Annotated in this window: 14 protein-coding genes; 9 read left to right on the forward strand and 5 right to left on the reverse strand. The window is 66.0% G+C overall.

Annotated elements, in window-relative coordinates:
• Nucleotides 1–128 precede the first annotated feature (128 nt).
• Nucleotides 129–2,522: a RelA/SpoT family protein gene (locus NQJ30_RS05920; RefSeq protein WP_255768889.1), complete on the forward strand. Its 2,394-nt coding sequence runs from the start codon at nucleotides 129–131 to the stop codon at nucleotides 2,520–2,522.
• On the opposite strand, the gene NQJ30_RS05925 is transcribed toward NQJ30_RS05920, so the two are convergent.
• The 3 genes from NQJ30_RS05925 to NQJ30_RS05935 all read right to left on the reverse strand — a co-directional run bounded on the left by NQJ30_RS05925 (nucleotide 2,403) and on the right by NQJ30_RS05935 (nucleotide 5,768).
• Nucleotides 2,403–3,089, reverse strand: coding sequence for a type IV toxin-antitoxin system AbiEi family antitoxin (locus NQJ30_RS05925; RefSeq protein ID WP_255768891.1), 687 nt, complete (start codon nucleotides 3,087–3,089; stop codon nucleotides 2,403–2,405). The two genes, NQJ30_RS05920 and NQJ30_RS05925, sit on opposite strands and share 120 nt — an antisense overlap.
• A 147-nt stretch (nucleotides 3,090–3,236) precedes the next feature.
• Nucleotides 3,237–4,895: a DUF349 domain-containing protein gene (locus NQJ30_RS05930; protein ID WP_255768893.1), complete on the reverse strand. Its 1,659-nt coding sequence runs from the start codon at nucleotides 4,893–4,895 to the stop codon at nucleotides 3,237–3,239.
• A 66-nt stretch (nucleotides 4,896–4,961) separates the two neighbouring features.
• Nucleotides 4,962–5,768: a peptidylprolyl isomerase gene (locus NQJ30_RS05935; RefSeq protein ID WP_255768895.1), complete on the reverse strand. Its 807-nt coding sequence runs from the start codon at nucleotides 5,766–5,768 to the stop codon at nucleotides 4,962–4,964.
• Between the two features lie 232 nt (nucleotides 5,769–6,000).
• Between NQJ30_RS05935 and hisS the strand changes: the two genes are divergently transcribed.
• Complete coding sequence (hisS, locus tag NQJ30_RS05940) at nucleotides 6,001–7,374, forward strand: histidine--tRNA ligase (RefSeq protein ID WP_255768897.1); 1,374 nt, start codon at nucleotides 6,001–6,003, stop codon at nucleotides 7,372–7,374.
• 84 nt (nucleotides 7,375–7,458) lie between these two features.
• Here the strand turns inward: hisS and NQJ30_RS05945 are convergent, their stop codons facing one another.
• A complete protein-coding gene (locus NQJ30_RS05945; protein WP_255768899.1) occupies nucleotides 7,459–8,748 on the reverse strand; it encodes an APC family permease in 1,290 nt (429 codons plus the stop codon).
• A gap of 110 nt (nucleotides 8,749–8,858) precedes the next feature.
• On the opposite strand from NQJ30_RS05945, the gene aspS reads away from it, so the two are divergent.
• From aspS to NQJ30_RS05960, 3 genes are all read left to right on the forward strand, one after another.
• A complete protein-coding gene (aspS, locus tag NQJ30_RS05950) occupies nucleotides 8,859–10,646 on the forward strand; it encodes an aspartate--tRNA ligase (RefSeq protein ID WP_255768900.1) in 1,788 nt (595 codons plus the stop codon).
• A gap of 126 nt (nucleotides 10,647–10,772) precedes the next feature.
• Entirely contained in the window at nucleotides 10,773–11,552 is a 780-nt protein-coding gene (locus NQJ30_RS05955) for a GNAT family N-acetyltransferase (protein ID WP_304663879.1), read from the forward strand.
• Nucleotides 11,553–11,718: 166 nt separating this feature from the next.
• A complete protein-coding gene (locus NQJ30_RS05960) occupies nucleotides 11,719–12,516 on the forward strand; it encodes a dioxygenase family protein (RefSeq protein WP_255768904.1) in 798 nt (265 codons plus the stop codon).
• A 62-nt stretch (nucleotides 12,517–12,578) separates the two neighbouring features.
• On the opposite strand, the gene NQJ30_RS05965 is transcribed toward NQJ30_RS05960, so the two are convergent.
• Nucleotides 12,579–13,265 (reverse strand): acVLRF1 family peptidyl-tRNA hydrolase, encoded by a 687-nt coding sequence (locus NQJ30_RS05965; RefSeq protein WP_255768905.1) that lies wholly within the window; start codon nucleotides 13,263–13,265, stop codon nucleotides 12,579–12,581.
• A 57-nt stretch (nucleotides 13,266–13,322) separates the two neighbouring features.
• Between NQJ30_RS05965 and NQJ30_RS05970 the strand changes: the two genes are divergently transcribed.
• The 4 genes from NQJ30_RS05970 to NQJ30_RS05985 all read left to right on the forward strand — a co-directional run bounded on the left by NQJ30_RS05970 (nucleotide 13,323) and on the right by NQJ30_RS05985 (nucleotide 16,411).
• A complete protein-coding gene (locus NQJ30_RS05970) occupies nucleotides 13,323–14,744 on the forward strand; it encodes a replication-associated recombination protein A (RefSeq protein WP_255768907.1) in 1,422 nt (473 codons plus the stop codon).
• 256 nt (nucleotides 14,745–15,000) lie between these two features.
• Nucleotides 15,001–15,627, forward strand: coding sequence for a 30S ribosomal protein S4 (gene rpsD / locus NQJ30_RS05975; protein ID WP_255768909.1), 627 nt, complete (start codon nucleotides 15,001–15,003; stop codon nucleotides 15,625–15,627).
• Nucleotides 15,628–15,772: 145 nt separating this feature from the next.
• Nucleotides 15,773–16,147 (forward strand): DUF948 domain-containing protein, encoded by a 375-nt coding sequence (locus NQJ30_RS05980; RefSeq protein ID WP_164199570.1) that lies wholly within the window; start codon nucleotides 15,773–15,775, stop codon nucleotides 16,145–16,147.
• A gap of 18 nt (nucleotides 16,148–16,165) precedes the next feature.
• Nucleotides 16,166–16,411, forward strand: coding sequence for a hypothetical protein (locus NQJ30_RS05985; protein ID WP_255768910.1), 246 nt, complete (start codon nucleotides 16,166–16,168; stop codon nucleotides 16,409–16,411).
• The last annotated feature ends 101 nt before the right edge of the window (nucleotides 16,412–16,512 follow it).

A 16,512-nucleotide genomic window follows, 5' to 3' on the forward strand; every position in this document is an offset into this window, starting at 1 on the left:
CCACCAAGGGCCGGGTTGCGTCGGAATACCGACGCAACCCGGCCCTTCCGCATTTAAGGACGGGTTACGGAACTGAACGGCCGGGGGAATAGACTGGGGTAATTATTAGGGTCGTGAGGGGTGCTTCATTGGAAGAACGTTCGGCATCGTTGCCCATGGCAAATGGTGACGGTCAACCGGGCCACGGAGTCCAGGCCGGGCTGACGGCTTCGGCACGCCCGGGAGCGGGTGTGCCGGTGGACAATTCCGGCGCGCGGCCAACGTTTCCCGGGCGTCGTGAGCGTACACGTTCGCGTTTGGCCCGGCTCACGGGCCGCGGCGCCACCACCTACTCACCAATCCTGGAGCCGCTGCTGCGGACGGTCCGGGCCAACAACCCCAAAGAGGATTTCGACCTCATCCAGCGCGCCTTCGATGTTGCGGAGAAGAGTCATCGCGGGCAGAAGCGCAAGAGTGGCGATCCCTACATCACCCACCCTGTTGCCGTAGCCACCATCCTGGCTGAACTGGGCCTCAGCGGAACCACCCTGGCCGCCGCATTGCTTCACGACACCGTTGAGGACACGCCGTACACGCTGGCGGACCTCAAAAAGGACTTCGGCCCTGAGGTTGCCATGCTGGTGGACGGTGTCACCAAACTGGACAAGGTCAGCTTCGGTGAGGCCGCCCAGTCGGAGACCGTCCGCAAAATGGTTGTGGCCATGGCCAAGGACATCCGGGTCCTCATGATCAAGCTCGCTGACCGGCTCCACAACGCCCGGACCTGGCGGTTTGTCTCCGCCGAGTCGTCGGCCCGGAAAGCCCGGGAAACGCTGGAGATCTTTGCGCCCCTGGCTCACCGGCTCGGCATGAACACCATCAAATGGGAGCTTGAAGACCTGTCCTTCGCCGCCCTTTATCCAAAGGTCTACGAAGAGATTGTCCGGATGGTGGGGGACCGCACGCCGGAACGGGAAAAGAGCCTGGGCGTCATCCGTGACCAGATCACCGAGGACCTCCGCGCGGCGCGGATCAAGGCCACCATCACCGGACGGCCCAAGCATTATTACTCGATTTACCAGAAGATGGTTGTCCGGGACAAGGATTTCGACGACATCAATGACCTCATGGGCGTTCGTGTGCTGGTCGACTCCGTGCGCGACTGCTACGCGGCACTGGGCACCATGCATTCGCGCTGGAACCCGTTGCCGGGGCGTTTCAAAGACTACATAGCCATGCCCAAGTTCAATATGTACCAGTCGCTGCACACCACAGTGATTGGTCCTGGCGGCAAACCCGTGGAGATCCAGATCCGCACGCACGAGATGCACCGCCGCGCCGAATACGGCGTTGCGGCGCACTGGAAGTACAAGGATCAGCCCAACCGTACTGCCGTTGGTCCGGGGAGTCCCCGTGATGGCGACATGGGGTGGCTGAGGTCCCTGGTCGACTGGCAGCAGGAAACCTCGGATCCGGGCGAGTTCCTGGATTCCCTGCGCTTTGAGATCAATGCGCGTGAAGTGTTTGTGTTCACGCCCAAGGGCGAGGTGATGGCCCTGCCGGCAGGGTCCACTCCGGTGGATTTTGCCTACGCCGTCCACACCGAAGTGGGGCACCGCACCATCGGCGCCCGGGTCAACGGCAAGCTGGTTCCGCTGAACAGCGAGTTGAACCACGGCGACTGGGTGGAAATCTTCACTTCCAAGGCCGAGGGCGCAGGCCCCAGCCAGGATTGGCAGCACTTCGTCAAGAGCGCCCGTGCTCGGAACAAGATCCGGCAGTGGTTCAGTAAGGAACGCCGCGAAGAAGCGATCGACCGCGGCAAGGAACTGCTGACCAGGGCGATGCGGAAGCAGAACCTCCCGCTGCAGCGGCTGATGACGCACGAGGCCCTGGCCGCCGTGGCCGCCGAGTTCAAGTACGTTGACATCTCGGGACTTTACGCCGGTGTAGGTGACGGGCACACGTCCGCGCAGTCGGTCATGGAGAAGCTCGTCGAAAGCCTGGGCGGCAGCGAGAGCGCCGACGACGACATCACCGAAGTCAGCATCCCCACCCAGGTGGCCAAGACCAAGTTCTCGGATTCCGGCGTGGTGGTCCGTGGCGTGGGTGACGTCTGGGTGAAACTGGCCCGCTGCTGTACCCCGGTTCCGCCGGACCCCATTCTCGGGTTCGTCACCCGTGGTTCGGGGGTCTCGGTGCACCGGACGGACTGCACCAACATCTCCGACCTCAAGGACCAGCCGGACAGGATCGTGGACGTCGACTGGGCACCCACCCAGTCGAGTGTCTTCCTCGTGGAAATCCAGGTGGAGGCGCTGGACCGCAAGTCCCTGCTCTCTGACGTGACGCGGGTACTGTCCGAGAACCACGTCAATATCCTGGCCGCCAGCGTGAATACTTCCAGCGACCGCGTGGCAATCTCACGGTTCGCTTTCGAGATGGGTGACCCGAAGTACCTCAGCCACGTCCTGAGCGCTGTCCGGCGCATTGATGGCGTGTTTGACGTCTACCGGACTACCGGGAACAAGCGACGGAGCTAGCAGCGCAAGTTTTTCCAGGGCGGACCGCTTATGCGGAACCCTTGGCGTGGCTTCGATAGCCAGCACAAGCAGGCGGAGCCGGACGTCCTGCTCCGGGCGGGCCAGCAGCCCTGCCAGGGCGGGCAGGGCCCGTCCGGCGTCCACATGTAGTGCGATGTCCACCGCGGTCCGGAGCGGGCTCGACACCATCAGCCCTCCCATGCTGACCACGTCAAAGGGGCCAAGCCGGACTTCATGAAGGGTGCAGCCGCGGGTGTTGCGAAGACTGGAAATCCGCCGCTTGGCATCCACAAGCAAGGCCAGCTTGTCCGGCTCCTCAGCGCAACCGTAGATCCAGGCCGCCGTCATTCTGCCTGCCACCACCCGCTGCCGGACGGACGCAGGGACGGCGTTGGCTGCCGCCCTGGCCCGGAGCTGGGCCGAGACCCGGACATCAGGCAGCGTATAGCCATGCTGGTGGAACTGTGCCAGGACACCGTCCGCTGCAAGGGTCTGGAGCTCCGGCCACGTGAAGGGGCACCCCGGCGAGTAGAGGTCCGGGTGTGGGGGAGGTGACGGGGTGGCCATCCACCCATCCTGCCGCCTCGGTGCACAAATGAAACAGGCCCGGTTCCGGTTATGTGGATAACCGGAACCGGGCCTGTTTCGGGCGGTGCGCTGGTGGGCCTGGGCCCTCTCGCTTCTGGGCCCTCTCGCTTCTGGGCCAGTTCGCTCCTAGGCCAGTTCGCTCGCTGAGCGCTGGATCTGGTCCAGCCAGGCCTGCCGGGCCTCGAGGGCTTCCCGTGCGGCCTTGATCTTTCGCTCGTCGCCGGCCTCCTCCGCCTTCTGGAGGTCGTCCTGGAGCCCGGCGATGGCTGCTTCCAGCTGCGAGAGTGCGCTGTTGGTGCGGGCCTTGGTCTCCGGGTTCGAACGCTGCCAGTTCTCCTCTTCGGCGTGGTGGACAGCGTCCTCCACCTTGCGGAGGCCTGCTTCGATCCGTCCCATATCGGCGCGGGGTACCTTGCCGGCTTCTTCCCACCGGTCGCGGACGGACTGGAGTGCCTTCTTGGCGGCAGCAAGGTCTTTGACGGGCAGGATGGCGTTGGCCTCAACAAGGAGGGCTTCCTTCACCGTGAGGTTCGCCGCGTACTCCTGGTCGATTTCCTCGTTGGCTGCCTGCCGGGACGTGAAGAAGACGTCCTGGGCGGCGCGGAAGCGGGCCCAGAGGGCGTCGTCGTCCTTGCGGCTTGCCCGGGGTGAGGCCTTCCACTCGTCCATCAGACGGCGGTACTCGCCCGCGGCGAATCCCCAGTCCGTGGAGGACGACAGGGCCTCAGCTTCAGCAATGAGCTTTTCCTTGGCCGACTTGGCGGCCGAGTTGGTGCTGTCAAGCTGGGAGAAATAGGCGCGGCGGTGGCGGTCAAAGACCGTGCGCGCGGCACGGAACCGCTTCCACAGGGCGTCTTCGTTGCTGCGGCCAAGCCGGACTCCGCTCTTCTGGGCCGCCTTCCAGTTTTCAAAGAGCTCGTTCATGCGGGCGCTGGAGGTCTTCCACTGGATCTGGGAAGGATCCTGGCCCGAGATTTCCTCTGCTTCGGCCACAATTGCCTCGCGGGCGGCCAGTTCGGCGGTGCGCACGGCGTCGTGCTCCGCCTTCTCGGCCTTCTCAAGCTCGGTGATTTGGGCGGACACGGCATCAAGCCGTGCTTCGGCGGACCGGAGGTCACCCACCATGTTCCGCTCGGCCAGCTGTTCGCGCAGGTGCGTTACGGTCTTCTGCATGTCGGTGCTGGGAGCCTTGGAACTGATGCGCTGCTCGAGGAGCAGGACCTGCGCCACGATGTCGTCGTACTTCCGCGCGAAATACCCGAGGGCTTCATCGTTGCTGACGCCCGGGTACTGCCCGACCGGGTGTTCCTGGCCATCAATGGTCAGGAAGACATGGCCATCACCTTCGACGCGGCCCCAGCGTGCGGCTTCAGCGAGAGAGGTGGCGGAGGCAACGGGTGCCGGGGCTACGGCGGGGGCAGCGGCGGCCGGCTTGGGCCGGGCGGCGAAGGCTGCCGGTGACGGTGCAGGGCGGGGAGCGGGGACGCGAGCCGCGGGCTGCGCAGCCGCGGGTTCGGCAACGGTGTCCTGCGCTGCCTCAGCCTGCGCCGTCTCAGCCTGCGGGACATCAGCCTGCGGGACGTCCGCCTGCGGGGCTTCAGCCTGCGCCGCCTGAACCTGCCCGGTTTCGGGCGCCTCGGGCGCGTCCCCTTCCTGAGGCGCCGGAGCCTGTTCAGCTACTGCCTCACCGGGCACTGCCTGGTCAGCTACGGCCTGCTCAGCTCGGGGGGCCGTCGCTTCGGTCAGGTCTGTTGCTGTTTCGTCGGATTTCTGACTGTCTGTCACCGCTAAAAGTCTTTCGCTTGGAGGAAAATACTCACATACCGCACCGCAGCCGCAAGGCCGGGCTTCCTACTTCAGAGAGACCGAGTCTATCGTGACTGGTTCCACTGGCGCGCCGTCCGTGTCGCTGCTGCCGGGTGTGACTCCCGCCGCCGCGATGCCGGTAACCACATCCAGCCCGGACGTCACCTTGCCCACCACCGTATAACCGCCTGCAGTATCGGCCGGAATTGTGGTGTCTTTGTAGACAATAAAGAACTGTGTGCCGTTACCGTAGGCATTGTTTGATGTCCTCGCCACGGCGATGGTGCCAGCCGGGTATAGGTTGTCAGCCGGGACATTCTCCAGCGGCCCCCACGTGTACTCGGGATTCCCACCGCCCTTGCCATCGGCGGAACCGCACTGCAGGACACCAAAGCTTTCAGCGGTGGTGAGCCGGTGGCAGGTCTTGCCGGTGAAGTAGCCCTCATCGCTGAGGGACTTGAAGACGGCGGCCGCCTGCGGCGCCTTGGTGCCGTCCAGTTCAACGCTGAGTTTGCCCCGGTTCAGGGCAAGCTCGCCGGTGAAAACCTTCCCCGCGGCCGTTTCGGGCAACGGAATGTTTGCCCCGTTGGTGGGCGGCGCGGAGGGTGTCGGGGACGCGGAGGAAGGGTTCAACCCGGCCTCGGCCGCGGCAAACTCGTCTTCGGTGGGGTTACCGGCAAAGGCAGTGAACTGAAGGACGACGGCGAGCACTACGGCGGCAGCTCCGGCACCGGCGGCGATGAAGTTGTCGCGTTTGCGCCGCGATTCCTGGTCCCGCCGCAGCTCGCGCTTTGCCTCCATCTGCTGGACACGGCGTTTGGCTTCGCGGGCACTGCGTGAACTGGCCGCCAAGGGTCCTCCTGTAAGTCGGTCTGCGGCCGGACAATCAGCTCCCGGACACAATGATCTGGCACCAGCTTCGTGCGCCCTCCGACACCGTATTAGAGATGCAGGCGGATGACGCATAAACTGACTGCCGCACATAGTTTATGCATGAGTTGCTGGACAGCCGCCGTTCCTGGCCCGTTTCGGGCCGAACGCCGGGCAGAGTCCCGACGCCTTCATCAAGAGGAGAACATCCACCATGGCACGCACCGCCTCCCTGTCCGGATTCCCCGAGTGGCTTCCCGAGGAGCGGCTGGTGGAGCTGCACGTGCTGGACACCCTCCGCGAAGTGTTCGAGCTGCACGGTTTCGGCTCGATCGAGACCCGGGCCGTGGAAACCGTGGGCCAGCTGCTGCGCAAAGGCGAGATCGACAAAGAGGTGTATGGGCTCAGCCGCCTGCAGGACGACGAAGGTGAGGAGGCCAGGGCCGGAAAGCACGATCCCCACGCCCTCGCACTGCACTTCGACCTGACGGTGCCTTTTGCCCGCTACGTTGTCGAAAATGCCGGCTACCTGGCTTTCCCGTTCCGGCGCTACCAGATCCAGAAAGTATGGCGCGGGGAGCGCCCGCAGGAAGGCCGGGCCCGGGAATTCACCCAGGCGGACATTGACGTTGTCGGCGACGGCGAGCTGCCCTTCCGCTACGACGTGGAAATCGCCCTGGTCATTGCCGAGGCCCTGAGCGCCCTGCCCATCCCTGACTTCCGCCTGCGCATCAACAACCGCAAGCTCGCCGAAGGCTTTTACCGCGGGATCGGCCTGGACGATACCGCCGGCGTGCTGCGGAGCATCGACAAGCTGGAAAAGATCGGCCCCGCCAAAGTTGCCGACCTGCTTAAGGCCGAACTGGGGGCAACCGACGAACAGGCCCAGCTGGCCTTGAAGTTGGCAGGGATCCGCACGGAAGACACCACGTTTGTGGGCCAGGTCCGTGCACTGGGCGTCACCAACGAGCTCCTCGAGGAGGGCCTCAACGAACTCGAACAGGTGATTGACGCCGCAGTTCAGCGCGCGCCGGGCAAGGTCGTGGCGGACCTCAGCATTGCCCGCGGACTGGACTACTACACCGGCACCGTGGTGGAGACCGTGCTGGTGGGCCATGAGCAGCTCGGTTCCATTTGTTCCGGCGGCCGGTACGACGCCCTGGCGAGCAAGGGCAACCGCAAGTTTCCCGGCGTCGGCCTCTCCATCGGCGTCACCCGCCTCGTGTCCCGAATCCTCAGCCAGGACCTGGCCAAGGCCTCACGGTCCGTCCCCACGGCGGTGCTGGTTGCCCTGACGAACGATGACAGCTGGGGTGCCGCGCAGGATGTTGCCGCCCAGCTCCGCAGCCGGGGCATTGCCACGGAAGTAGCGGCCAAGGCGGAGAAGTTCGGCAAGCAGATCAAGTTCGCGGACCGCCGCGGCATCCCGTTCGTCTGGTTCACCGACGACGACGGCAACCACCAGGTCAAAGACATCCGGTCCGGGGACCAAGTGGCTGCGTTTCCGGAACTCTGGACGCCGCCGTCGGAAGACCTCACCGTCCAGGTGATCACTGCACCCGCGGCGGTAGCGGCGCCTCAGGCCTGAGCGGCGTCCCTCAGGGACGCGCGGTCGCGGGGCACTTCGGCACGGGCACGCCGCCGTCGGCACGTGATCCGGCCGTCCCGGCCCTCAAAGTGCCCTGCGACGGCGCCGCCTGACCACCAGGAAGCGCCCGGCCGCACCGGCGGCCAGGACGGCGGCCATCCCCAGTACGGACGATGGCGGCAGGGTGAAGGCCAGCAGCAGGCAGCCGCCGAAGCCGGCCACGTTGAGCCACTTGGGCGCGTGGGGCGAGTGCACCTCCAAGGTGAAGGCGGCAGCGTTGGTGACGGCGTAATAGATCAGCACGCCGAAGCTGGAAAAGCCCACCACAGTCATCACATCAGTGGTCAGGAGCAGCAGGATGACGACGGCGGCTACCGTGAGTTCCGCGGTCACCGGCACCGTGTGCCGCCCGCCTACCCGCGCCAGCGGTGCCGGCAGGTCCCGTTCCCGGGCCATGGCCAGCGTGGTCCTGCCCACCCCGGTGATGAGCGCCAGGAGCGCGCCCAGGCATGCCGCCGCCGCGCCGGCCTGAAGTAGCGGGGCACCGGCGGCAAGCCGTGAATGGGTCACAGCGTCGAGCAGCGGAGCGGTGCTTGCCGCCAGTTGATCGCCAAGATGGCCCTGGAGCAGCAGCGCCAGTCCCAGGTAGATGACAAACGCGGCGCCCAAGGCTGCCAGGATGGCGCGGGGAATGGTCCTCGCCGGATCCTTGACCTCCTCGCCCAGCGTGGCAATCCGGGCGTACCCGGCAAAGGCGAAAAACATCAGGCCGGCCGCGGGCAGCACGCCCCCGAGCCCTCCCGCAGAGAACCCGACTGCAGAGAAGCTTCCTGCCGCGGGTCCGCCGGCGCCCGGTGCGGCGCCGTTAGGGTGTGGCCCGACGACGGCGGCTACCGCCACGAAGACCAGAGTGGCCAGCACAAGGCACAGCAGGACCCGGGTGAGCAGCGCTGTCCGCGTGATGCCGAACAAGTTCACTACCGTCAGGGCAACCACGGCCGCTACGGCAACAGGCAGGGCAAAATCCGGCGCCGCATAGTGGCCGAAGGTCAGCGCCATGGCCGCGCAGGAGGCAGTCTTGCCGCTGACAAAACCCCACCCGGCGATGAAGCCGGGCCATTCGCCCAACTGCTTCCGGCCATAGACATAGGTGCCGCCACTTGCCGGGTACCGCGCCGCCAGTTCGGCGGAGGCGACCGCGTTGCAGTAGGCCACGGCGCCCGCGAGCAGGACGGCGAGGACCAGGAAATTTCCTGCCAGGCCGGCCGCCGGGGCGAAGACCACAAACACGCCGGCGCCCAGCATCGAACCGAGTCCGATGGAGGTGGCGTCAAACACGCCGAGCCTCCGTTGAAGCTGTTGATGCGGGTTCATGGGGGAGCGGGACCTTTCCAGCGGGTAAACTCGAACGGGATTGTTCCCGGAATGATCCTATGCATCTTTAAGTCTTAGTTTTCCCGCTGTCTCCTTCAGAAAGGCGTGCTGTGCTGCGCACACATGACCTCGGATCCCTTCGCTCCGAGCACATTGGACAAACCGTCACCCTGGCCGGCTGGGTGGGCCGTCGCCGCGATCACGGTGGAGTGGCCTTCGTGGATCTCCGCGATGCGTCCGGCGTGGCCCAGGTTGTGGTCCGTGAAGAAGAGGTCTTCCACGGCCTGCGCAACGAGTACGTCCTGCAAGTCACCGGCACGGTTTCCCAGCGCCCCGAGGGCAACGAGAACCCGGCGCTGGCCACCGGCTCCATCGAGGTCATGGCGGACAAGGTGGTCATCCTGAACACCTCCGATCCGCTGCCCTTCCAGATCGATGAGCACGTCGAGGTGGGGGAGGAAGCACGCCTGAAGCACCGCTACCTGGACCTGCGCCGCCCGGGCCCCGCCCGCAACCTACGCCTTCGCTCCGAAGCCAACCGTGTTGCCCGCGAGCTGTTGCACCAGGACGGGTTTGTCGAGATCGAGACCCCCACGCTGACGCGTTCGACGCCGGAAGGCGCCCGCGACTTCGTGGTGCCCGCACGCCTGGCGCCGGGTTCCTGGTACGCACTGCCGCAGTCCCCGCAGCTTTTCAAGCAGCTCCTGCAGGTGGGCGGCTTCGAGAAGTACTACCAGATCGCACGCTGCTACCGGGACGAGGACTTCCGCGCCGACCGCCAGCCGGAATTCACCCAGCTGGACATCGAAGCCAGCTTCGTGGACCAGGACGACATCATTTCGCTGGGCGAAAACATCGTCAAGGCATTGTGGCAGCTGATCGACGTCGAAATCCCGACGCCCATCCAGCGCATTACCTACGCTGACGCGATGGCGCGGTATGGCTCGGACAAACCTGACCTTCGTTTCGGCGTGGAACTGACCGAGCTCACCGAGTTCTTCAAAGACACCAACTTTGGCGTCTTCAAGGCCCCGTACGTGGGCGCCGTGGTGATGCCCGGCGGTGCTTCCCAGCCGCGCCGCACCCTGGACGGCTGGCAGGAATTCGCCAAGCAGCGCGGCCACAAGGGCCTGGCCTACGTGCTGTTCAAGGAAGACGGCGAACTAGCCGGTCCCGTGGCGAAGAACCTGACCGACACCGAGCGCGCCGGCCTTGCCGACGCTGTGGGCGCCAAGCCCGGCGATTGCATCTTCTTCGCCGCCGGTGAGAAGACCGCTGCCCGGGCACTGCTGGGTGCCGCCCGCGTGGAGATCGGTCACCGCACCGGCCTGATCAACCCCGCGGACTGGGCGTTCTGCTGGGTGGTCGACGCGCCGATGTTCGAGCCGGCCGCTGCTGCTGTTGCCTCCGGTGACGTGGCCGTGGGCGCAGGCAAGTGGACGGCCGTGCACCACGCCTTCACCTCGCCCAAGCCGGAATTCCTGGACACTTTCGACAAGGAACCGGAATCCGCACTGTCCTACGCCTACGACATCGTCTGCAACGGCAACGAGATCGGCGGCGGCTCCATCCGTATCCACGAACGCGACGTCCAGGAGCGCGTGTTCGAACTGATGGGCCTGGACCGCGAGGACGCCCAGACCAAGTTCGGGTTCCTGCTCGAGGGCTTCAAGTTCGGCGCCCCTCCGCATGGCGGCATCGCCTTTGGCTGGGACCGCGTGGTGGCCCTGCTGGCCGGTGTGGAGTCGATCCGCGACGTCATCGCGTTCCCGAAGACCGGCAACGGCTACGATCCCCTGACCCAGGCTCCGGCGCCCATCACGGCGCAGCAGCGCAAGGAGGCAGGCGTTGATTTCAAGCCCCAGGCCAAATCCGAAGAGCCCAAAAAGGCCGAATAACCAAGGCCCTGCATAGGAGAGGCTCCCCGGGAGGAGGAACTGGATCAGTTCGCACCCGGGGAGCCTTTCGCATCTGAAAGGTGGTTCGCCGTGGACGCCCCGTCGCTTCACGCCCTGGCGTTGCTGATGGATTCCGCGTGGCCGGCTCCCGACCGCGCGGAATCCAATGGATGGGTTCTGCGTGCCGCGTCCGGCGTGACGCAGCGCGCCAACTCGGTCTGGGCCCGCGAGCAGGGTAGCGACTCCTCCGCCCAGTACGTGGCCCTGCGGGCGGCAAGGAACTGGTATCGGGACCGCCGGCTGCCGCTGATCTTCCAGGTGTTCGACGACCCCCGTTCTGCGGCCCTTAATGCAGTTCTCGACGGGGAAGGCTTCACCCGGCAGTCCGAAACCCTGGTGATGTGGCTTGAAGCGGAAACTGCAGGCGTTATGCCCGGGCACCCGGTGCAGCAACCCGGGGCGCCGGAATCCGCCGTCGAAATTTCCACCGAACCCTCCGCCGAGTGGCTGGACCTCTGGTGGCGGGTGGACGGCAGGGGAGGCCCCGCCGGGCTGGCCACCGCCCGCACCATCCTTACCGGCTGCCCGTCGGTCTACGCGCTGGTGAGGTCCGACGACGGCGTTCCCGCCGCCGTGGGGCGCCTCGCCCTCCCGCGAGGTGCCGGGAACCATGGCGGCATCTACTGCATGGCCACCCGCCCGGATCTCCGGCGGCACGGCCACGCCCGCCGGATCATGCAGACCCTTCTCTGCGAGGGAGAAGCGCGGCAGCTGGCCGGCTACTGGCTGCTGGTCACTGCCGCGAACCATGGAGCCCGCCAGCTCTACGCCGGCGCCGGCTTCGTGGAAGCAGGCCGCTATCTGTACCGGCAGGACCGGCCGAAGCGGCACCTGACCGGCTGCTGACTGTTCGGGCGCAGCACGCGTCACGGAAGGGTTATGGTTCCGGCACATCAAGGGCGACTCCAAAGGGCTCGCGCGCCTCAGCAGGACTGGGACTTCCCGCGATGACCAGCAAAACCAGCATTAGGAGTTGCTTGAAGGTTCAACTAAAGTACGCTACGATTGCAGCATGACATCCACACTTGCCCAGCCCCCGGTTCTCTTCCTCAGCCATGGCGCCCCGCCGCTTGCCGACGACGCCACCTGGACCCGGCAGCTTCATGACTGGTCCGGCACTTTTGACAAGCCCAAGGACATCCTGATGATCTCGGCGCACTGGGAAAATGCCCCCGTGACGCTCAGCGCCACGCAGCGGGATCCGGGCCTGGTTTATGACTTCGGCGGCTTTGCGCAGAGGTACTACGAAGTTCAGTACGGCGCTCCGCAGGCTCCCGAGCTCGCAACGGAGGTGGAACGGCTGGTCGCCACCCACGGCCACCACGTGGAACGCGATGAGAGCCGCGGACTGGACCATGGAGCCTACGTCCCGCTCAAGGAAATGTTCCCGGAAGCGGATGTTCCGGTGGTCCAAATGTCCATGCCAACGCTGGATCCGCAGGGCCTGTTCAACCTTGGCATGTCGCTGGCACCTTTGCGCGAACGCGGCACCCTCATCGTCGGATCGGGCTTCACCACGCATAACCTGCGCTGGTTCAACCCTGCCGGCGGCCCTGACAGCGCCCCGCCGGCTGCCTCCAGCGAATTCGATCACTGGGCGGAAGAAGCCATGGCACGCGGTGACGTTGACGCCATCCTGGACTTCCTGAACAAGGCACCCGCCGCCCGGCAGGCCCACCCCCGCAGCGAACACTGGGCGCCGCTCTACGTTGCCCTGGGTGCCGCCTACGGCTCCGGTGAACTCCGTGCCCAGACTGCGATCGACGGATTCTGGTACGGCCTGTCAAAGCGCTCCTGGACGTTGACCTAAAAACCCCCGGTCCGCGAAGGCCGCGCCGCGCCGCTGAACCACCGGGAACCCGCTCCGCGCCGCTAACCGGCGTCCGTTACCTGGATCCGCACCGAGCAGACGTCGGCCGCGGCCTTTTTCAGCACGGCTGCGCTGGGGTCGGCAACGTCCAGGAACGCAAGCCTGGACCGGCCGGCGTAAGCCTTCATGGCCGGGTGTTCCAGCACGAGGCCGGCCAGGGTGCGGTCCCCGCCGGGTGCGACGTACTCCACCACGTGGCCACCAAGGACTGCAGCGGCCCGGACCGCGACTTTCTCCACAAGCCCGGCCGCCTGGTTAGCCCGGCGCCGGGCGAACCGCTGCTGTGACTGACCACCCGCGGCGGAGCGGGACTGCACATAAGTCGACCCGGTCTTTCCGGCCAGGAGGACCCCCTCGCTGGCCACGGCGATCCCGTAGCCGCCGCGGCGCACCAGTACCAGCGCGGCGGTCCGGGGCTGGGCGGCCACCGAGGCCAGCCGCTCCAGCGGGTCGCCACCACGCCCCGGCCGCCCGTCAGGCGGCCACGGCGGTTGGAGCAGCGCAAAGGCGCCGTCGGCAGCTGCAAGCCGCACGCCGTCGTCGTCCTCGCTGAGCCGGAACCCGCCATGGGCCGCGCCGAAGCGTTCCACCCACCCCGCAAGCCGGGACCCCGGCACAAAGGCCGTCCGCACGGAACCCGCACGGGCTGATCCCTGGCGGCTAACGCCGTCAGCGCTGCGAGCGGTCATGGTGGTCCCTTGCGAGCGTGCGGATTGGAGAAGCTGAACTATGAGTAGCCTATCTATGTGGATGATCTCTTCGGCCAGGGGCCCGGCAATGACGACGACGACGGCGACAACAGCGAACCGTCATCGTCCCACCACGCCGGGGCAAGCCGCAGCGCTGCGCAGCGCAGTCCCTTGGCTGTCAGGATGCGGCCACGCACCCTCGACGACGTGGTGGGACAGCAGCACCTCCTGGGGCAAGGTTCGCCGCTGCGGCAGCTCGCCGCCGGCACCGACGCAGTGGGTCCCGCGGGACCCAGCTCCCTGATCCTGTGGGGTCCCCCGGGGACCGGCAAAACGACCCTTGCGCATGTCATCGCCAAGGGGAAGGGGCGGAAGTTCGTGGAGCTCTCCGCGATCACCGCCGGCGTCAAGGACGTACGGCGGGTGATGGACGAGGCCCTGACTGCACGCGACCTCTATAAAACAACCACGGTGCTGTTCCTGGACGAGATCCACCGTTTCAACAAGGCGCAGCAGGATGCGCTGCTGCCCGGGGTGGAGAACCGCTGGGTGGTGCTTGTGGCGGCAACCACCGAGAATCCGTCCTTTTCGGTGGTCTCCCCGCTGCTGTCCCGGTCCCTGCTGCTGACCCTGAAGCCGCTCACCGACGCGGACATTGAAGGACTCCTTAAGCGGGCCGTGGCGGACGAGCGTGGCCTGAACGGGAAAGTGGAGCTCAGCGACGAGGCCCTGGCCCACCTGGTCAGACTGTCCGGCGGCGACGCGCGGCGTGCCCTGACTGCCTTGGAAGCAGCCTCGGGTGTTGCGTTCGGCGACGCCGACGACGCCGGCGGGGACTCGCCAGTATCCATCGGGCTCAAGCACACCGAACGTGCCTTGGATGTGGCCGCCGTGCGCTACGACCGGGCGGGCGATCAGCACTACGACGTGGCCAGCGCATTCATCAAATCGGTCCGCGGCTCCGATGTGGACGCCGCGCTGCATTATCTCGCCAGGATGCTCGAGGCGGGGGAGGACCCCCGCTTCATCGCCCGGCGCATTGTGATTTCTGCCGCCGAGGACGTGGGCATGGCCGACCCCACGGCACTGCAGACAGCAGTAGCCGCCGCCCAGGCGGTGCAGCTGATCGGCATGCCGGAGGGGCGGATTATCCTCGCGGAGGCGGTGGTGCACCTCGCCACGGCACCAAAGTCCAACGCCGCGTACATGGGCATCAACAAGGCCATCGCCGACGTCCGGGCCGGACTCGGCAACGGGATTCCGGCGCACCTGCGCGATGCGCACTACCCGGGCTCCAAGCAGCTGGGCCATGGCAAGGGGTACAAGTACGCCCACGATGCTCCGCATGGCGTGGCCACGCAGCAGTATCCGCCGGACGACCTGGTGGGCCGGGACTACTACGAACCCACCGGCAACGGGGTGGAGCGCGATATTGCCGTGCGGCTGGAGCGGCTGCGGAAGATCATCCGCGGCAGCTGAGCGGGACGCGGCAGCTGAGCCGGACAGTGCCGGGCGGAACGGGACCCGGACAGGGCCGGGTGGGAGAGTGCCCGCCAACCCTGCTAAGATGGTTCGTTGTCTGGCAAGGCACGGACGCAATCTCCCACATTTTTCAGTTTTCACTGCTTCATGTCGGGGTTGCCCTGTGCCCAGTAGCAAAAGGCAGCGGTTGGCCGATGCTCTCCATCGTGGAGGCCAGTAACACTGACACACCGCAGATATTGGAAGGACACAAGTGGCTAACAACACTCGTGCTCGCCGTACAGCCCGCCTCTCGCGTGCACTCGGCATTGCTCTGACCCCCAAGGCCGCCAAGTACATGGAGCGCCGCCCGTACGGCCCCGGTGAGCATGGCCGTGCCCGCAAGAAGCAGGACTCCGACTACGCCGTACGTCTGCGTGAAAAGCAGCGTCTGCGCGCCCAGTACGGCATCCGCGAAGCCCAGATGACCCGTGCCTTCGAAGAAGCACGCCGCACCAAGGGCCTGACCGGTGAAAACCTGATCGAACTGCTCGAAATGCGTCTCGACGCCCTCGTGCTGCGTGCAGGCTTCGCCCGCACCATCGCCCAGGCCCGCCAGCTGGTTGTGCACCGCCACATCATGGTTGACGGCGTCCGCGTTGACCGCCCGTCTTTCCGCGTTGGCGAAGGCCAGCTGGTTCACGTCCACAGCCGCAGCGAAACCATGGTTCCGCTCCAGGTTGCAGCAGCAGGCGCGCACCGCGACGTCCTGCCGGCCGTCCCCGCCTACCTGGATGTCAAGCTTGACGCCCTGCAGGCACGCCTGGTCCGTCGCCCGAAGCGCTCCGAGGTTCCCGTAACCTGCGAAGAGCAGCTCGTCGTCGAATTCTACGCACGCTAAATCCCAGCAGCGTATCCAAAGAAGCCCGTGGCAAGCGCCACGGGCTTCTTTGTATGTAAGGTACTTGGGGGACATCTGCGGAACGCAGGAATGCAGCGTGCGCGGTGGGAAGAGATCCACGTCAGTTTCAAGGAGATGAACGTCTATGTCTGGTGGCGATATTGCCGGCCTGATCGCAGCCGGGGTGTTTGCGCTCCTGGTGCTGCTGCTTGCGGTACCCATCCTGAAGCTGGGCAGCGTCTTGGAAGAAATACGCACTTCCATCCGTTCCATAAGTGACGGCGCCACGCCCCTGATGGACGAGGTCACCGCCACCGTGACCACCACCAACCAGCAGCTGAAAAAAGTGGACGGCATCGCCTCCAACGTTTCTGATGCGTCCGCGAATCTCTCCGCACTGTCCTCCCTCGTCGCCGCAACGGTGGGGTCGCCCCTGATCAAGGTGGCTGCGTTCAGCTACGGAGTCCGCACCGCCCTGGCCAACCGCAAGAAGCCCGCGGCCGGCCGCCGCAGCCGCTAGCCACCGGAAGAACTGAACATGAAACGACTTGTCTGGATGGGAATCGGCGTCGCGATCGGAGTCATCGCGTTCCGGAAGCTCACTGAAGCCCAAGCGAACCTCGGGCCCGAAGGCCTGAACCGGGCCGTGAGCCGCATGGCCGACGGCCTCTACGACTTCGCCGACGCCGTACGGTCCGGAATGCACGAACGCGAAACCGACCTCCGCACGGCACTGGGCGTCGAATCCCCGGCCGTTTCAGCGCAGGATGCGGCCCGGCACTAAGGGCCGCAAAAACGCGAGAGAATTAGACCAGTGGTTGCGGCTTGCCCAACTGCTGCCTGTATCAAACTGTCACGCACCAGAAATGCGTGACCCAAGAAGGG

The sequence above is a fragment of the Pseudarthrobacter sulfonivorans genome, assembly GCF_024391045.1.
Taxonomy (GTDB): domain Bacteria; phylum Actinomycetota; class Actinomycetes; order Actinomycetales; family Micrococcaceae; genus Arthrobacter; species Arthrobacter sulfonivorans_B.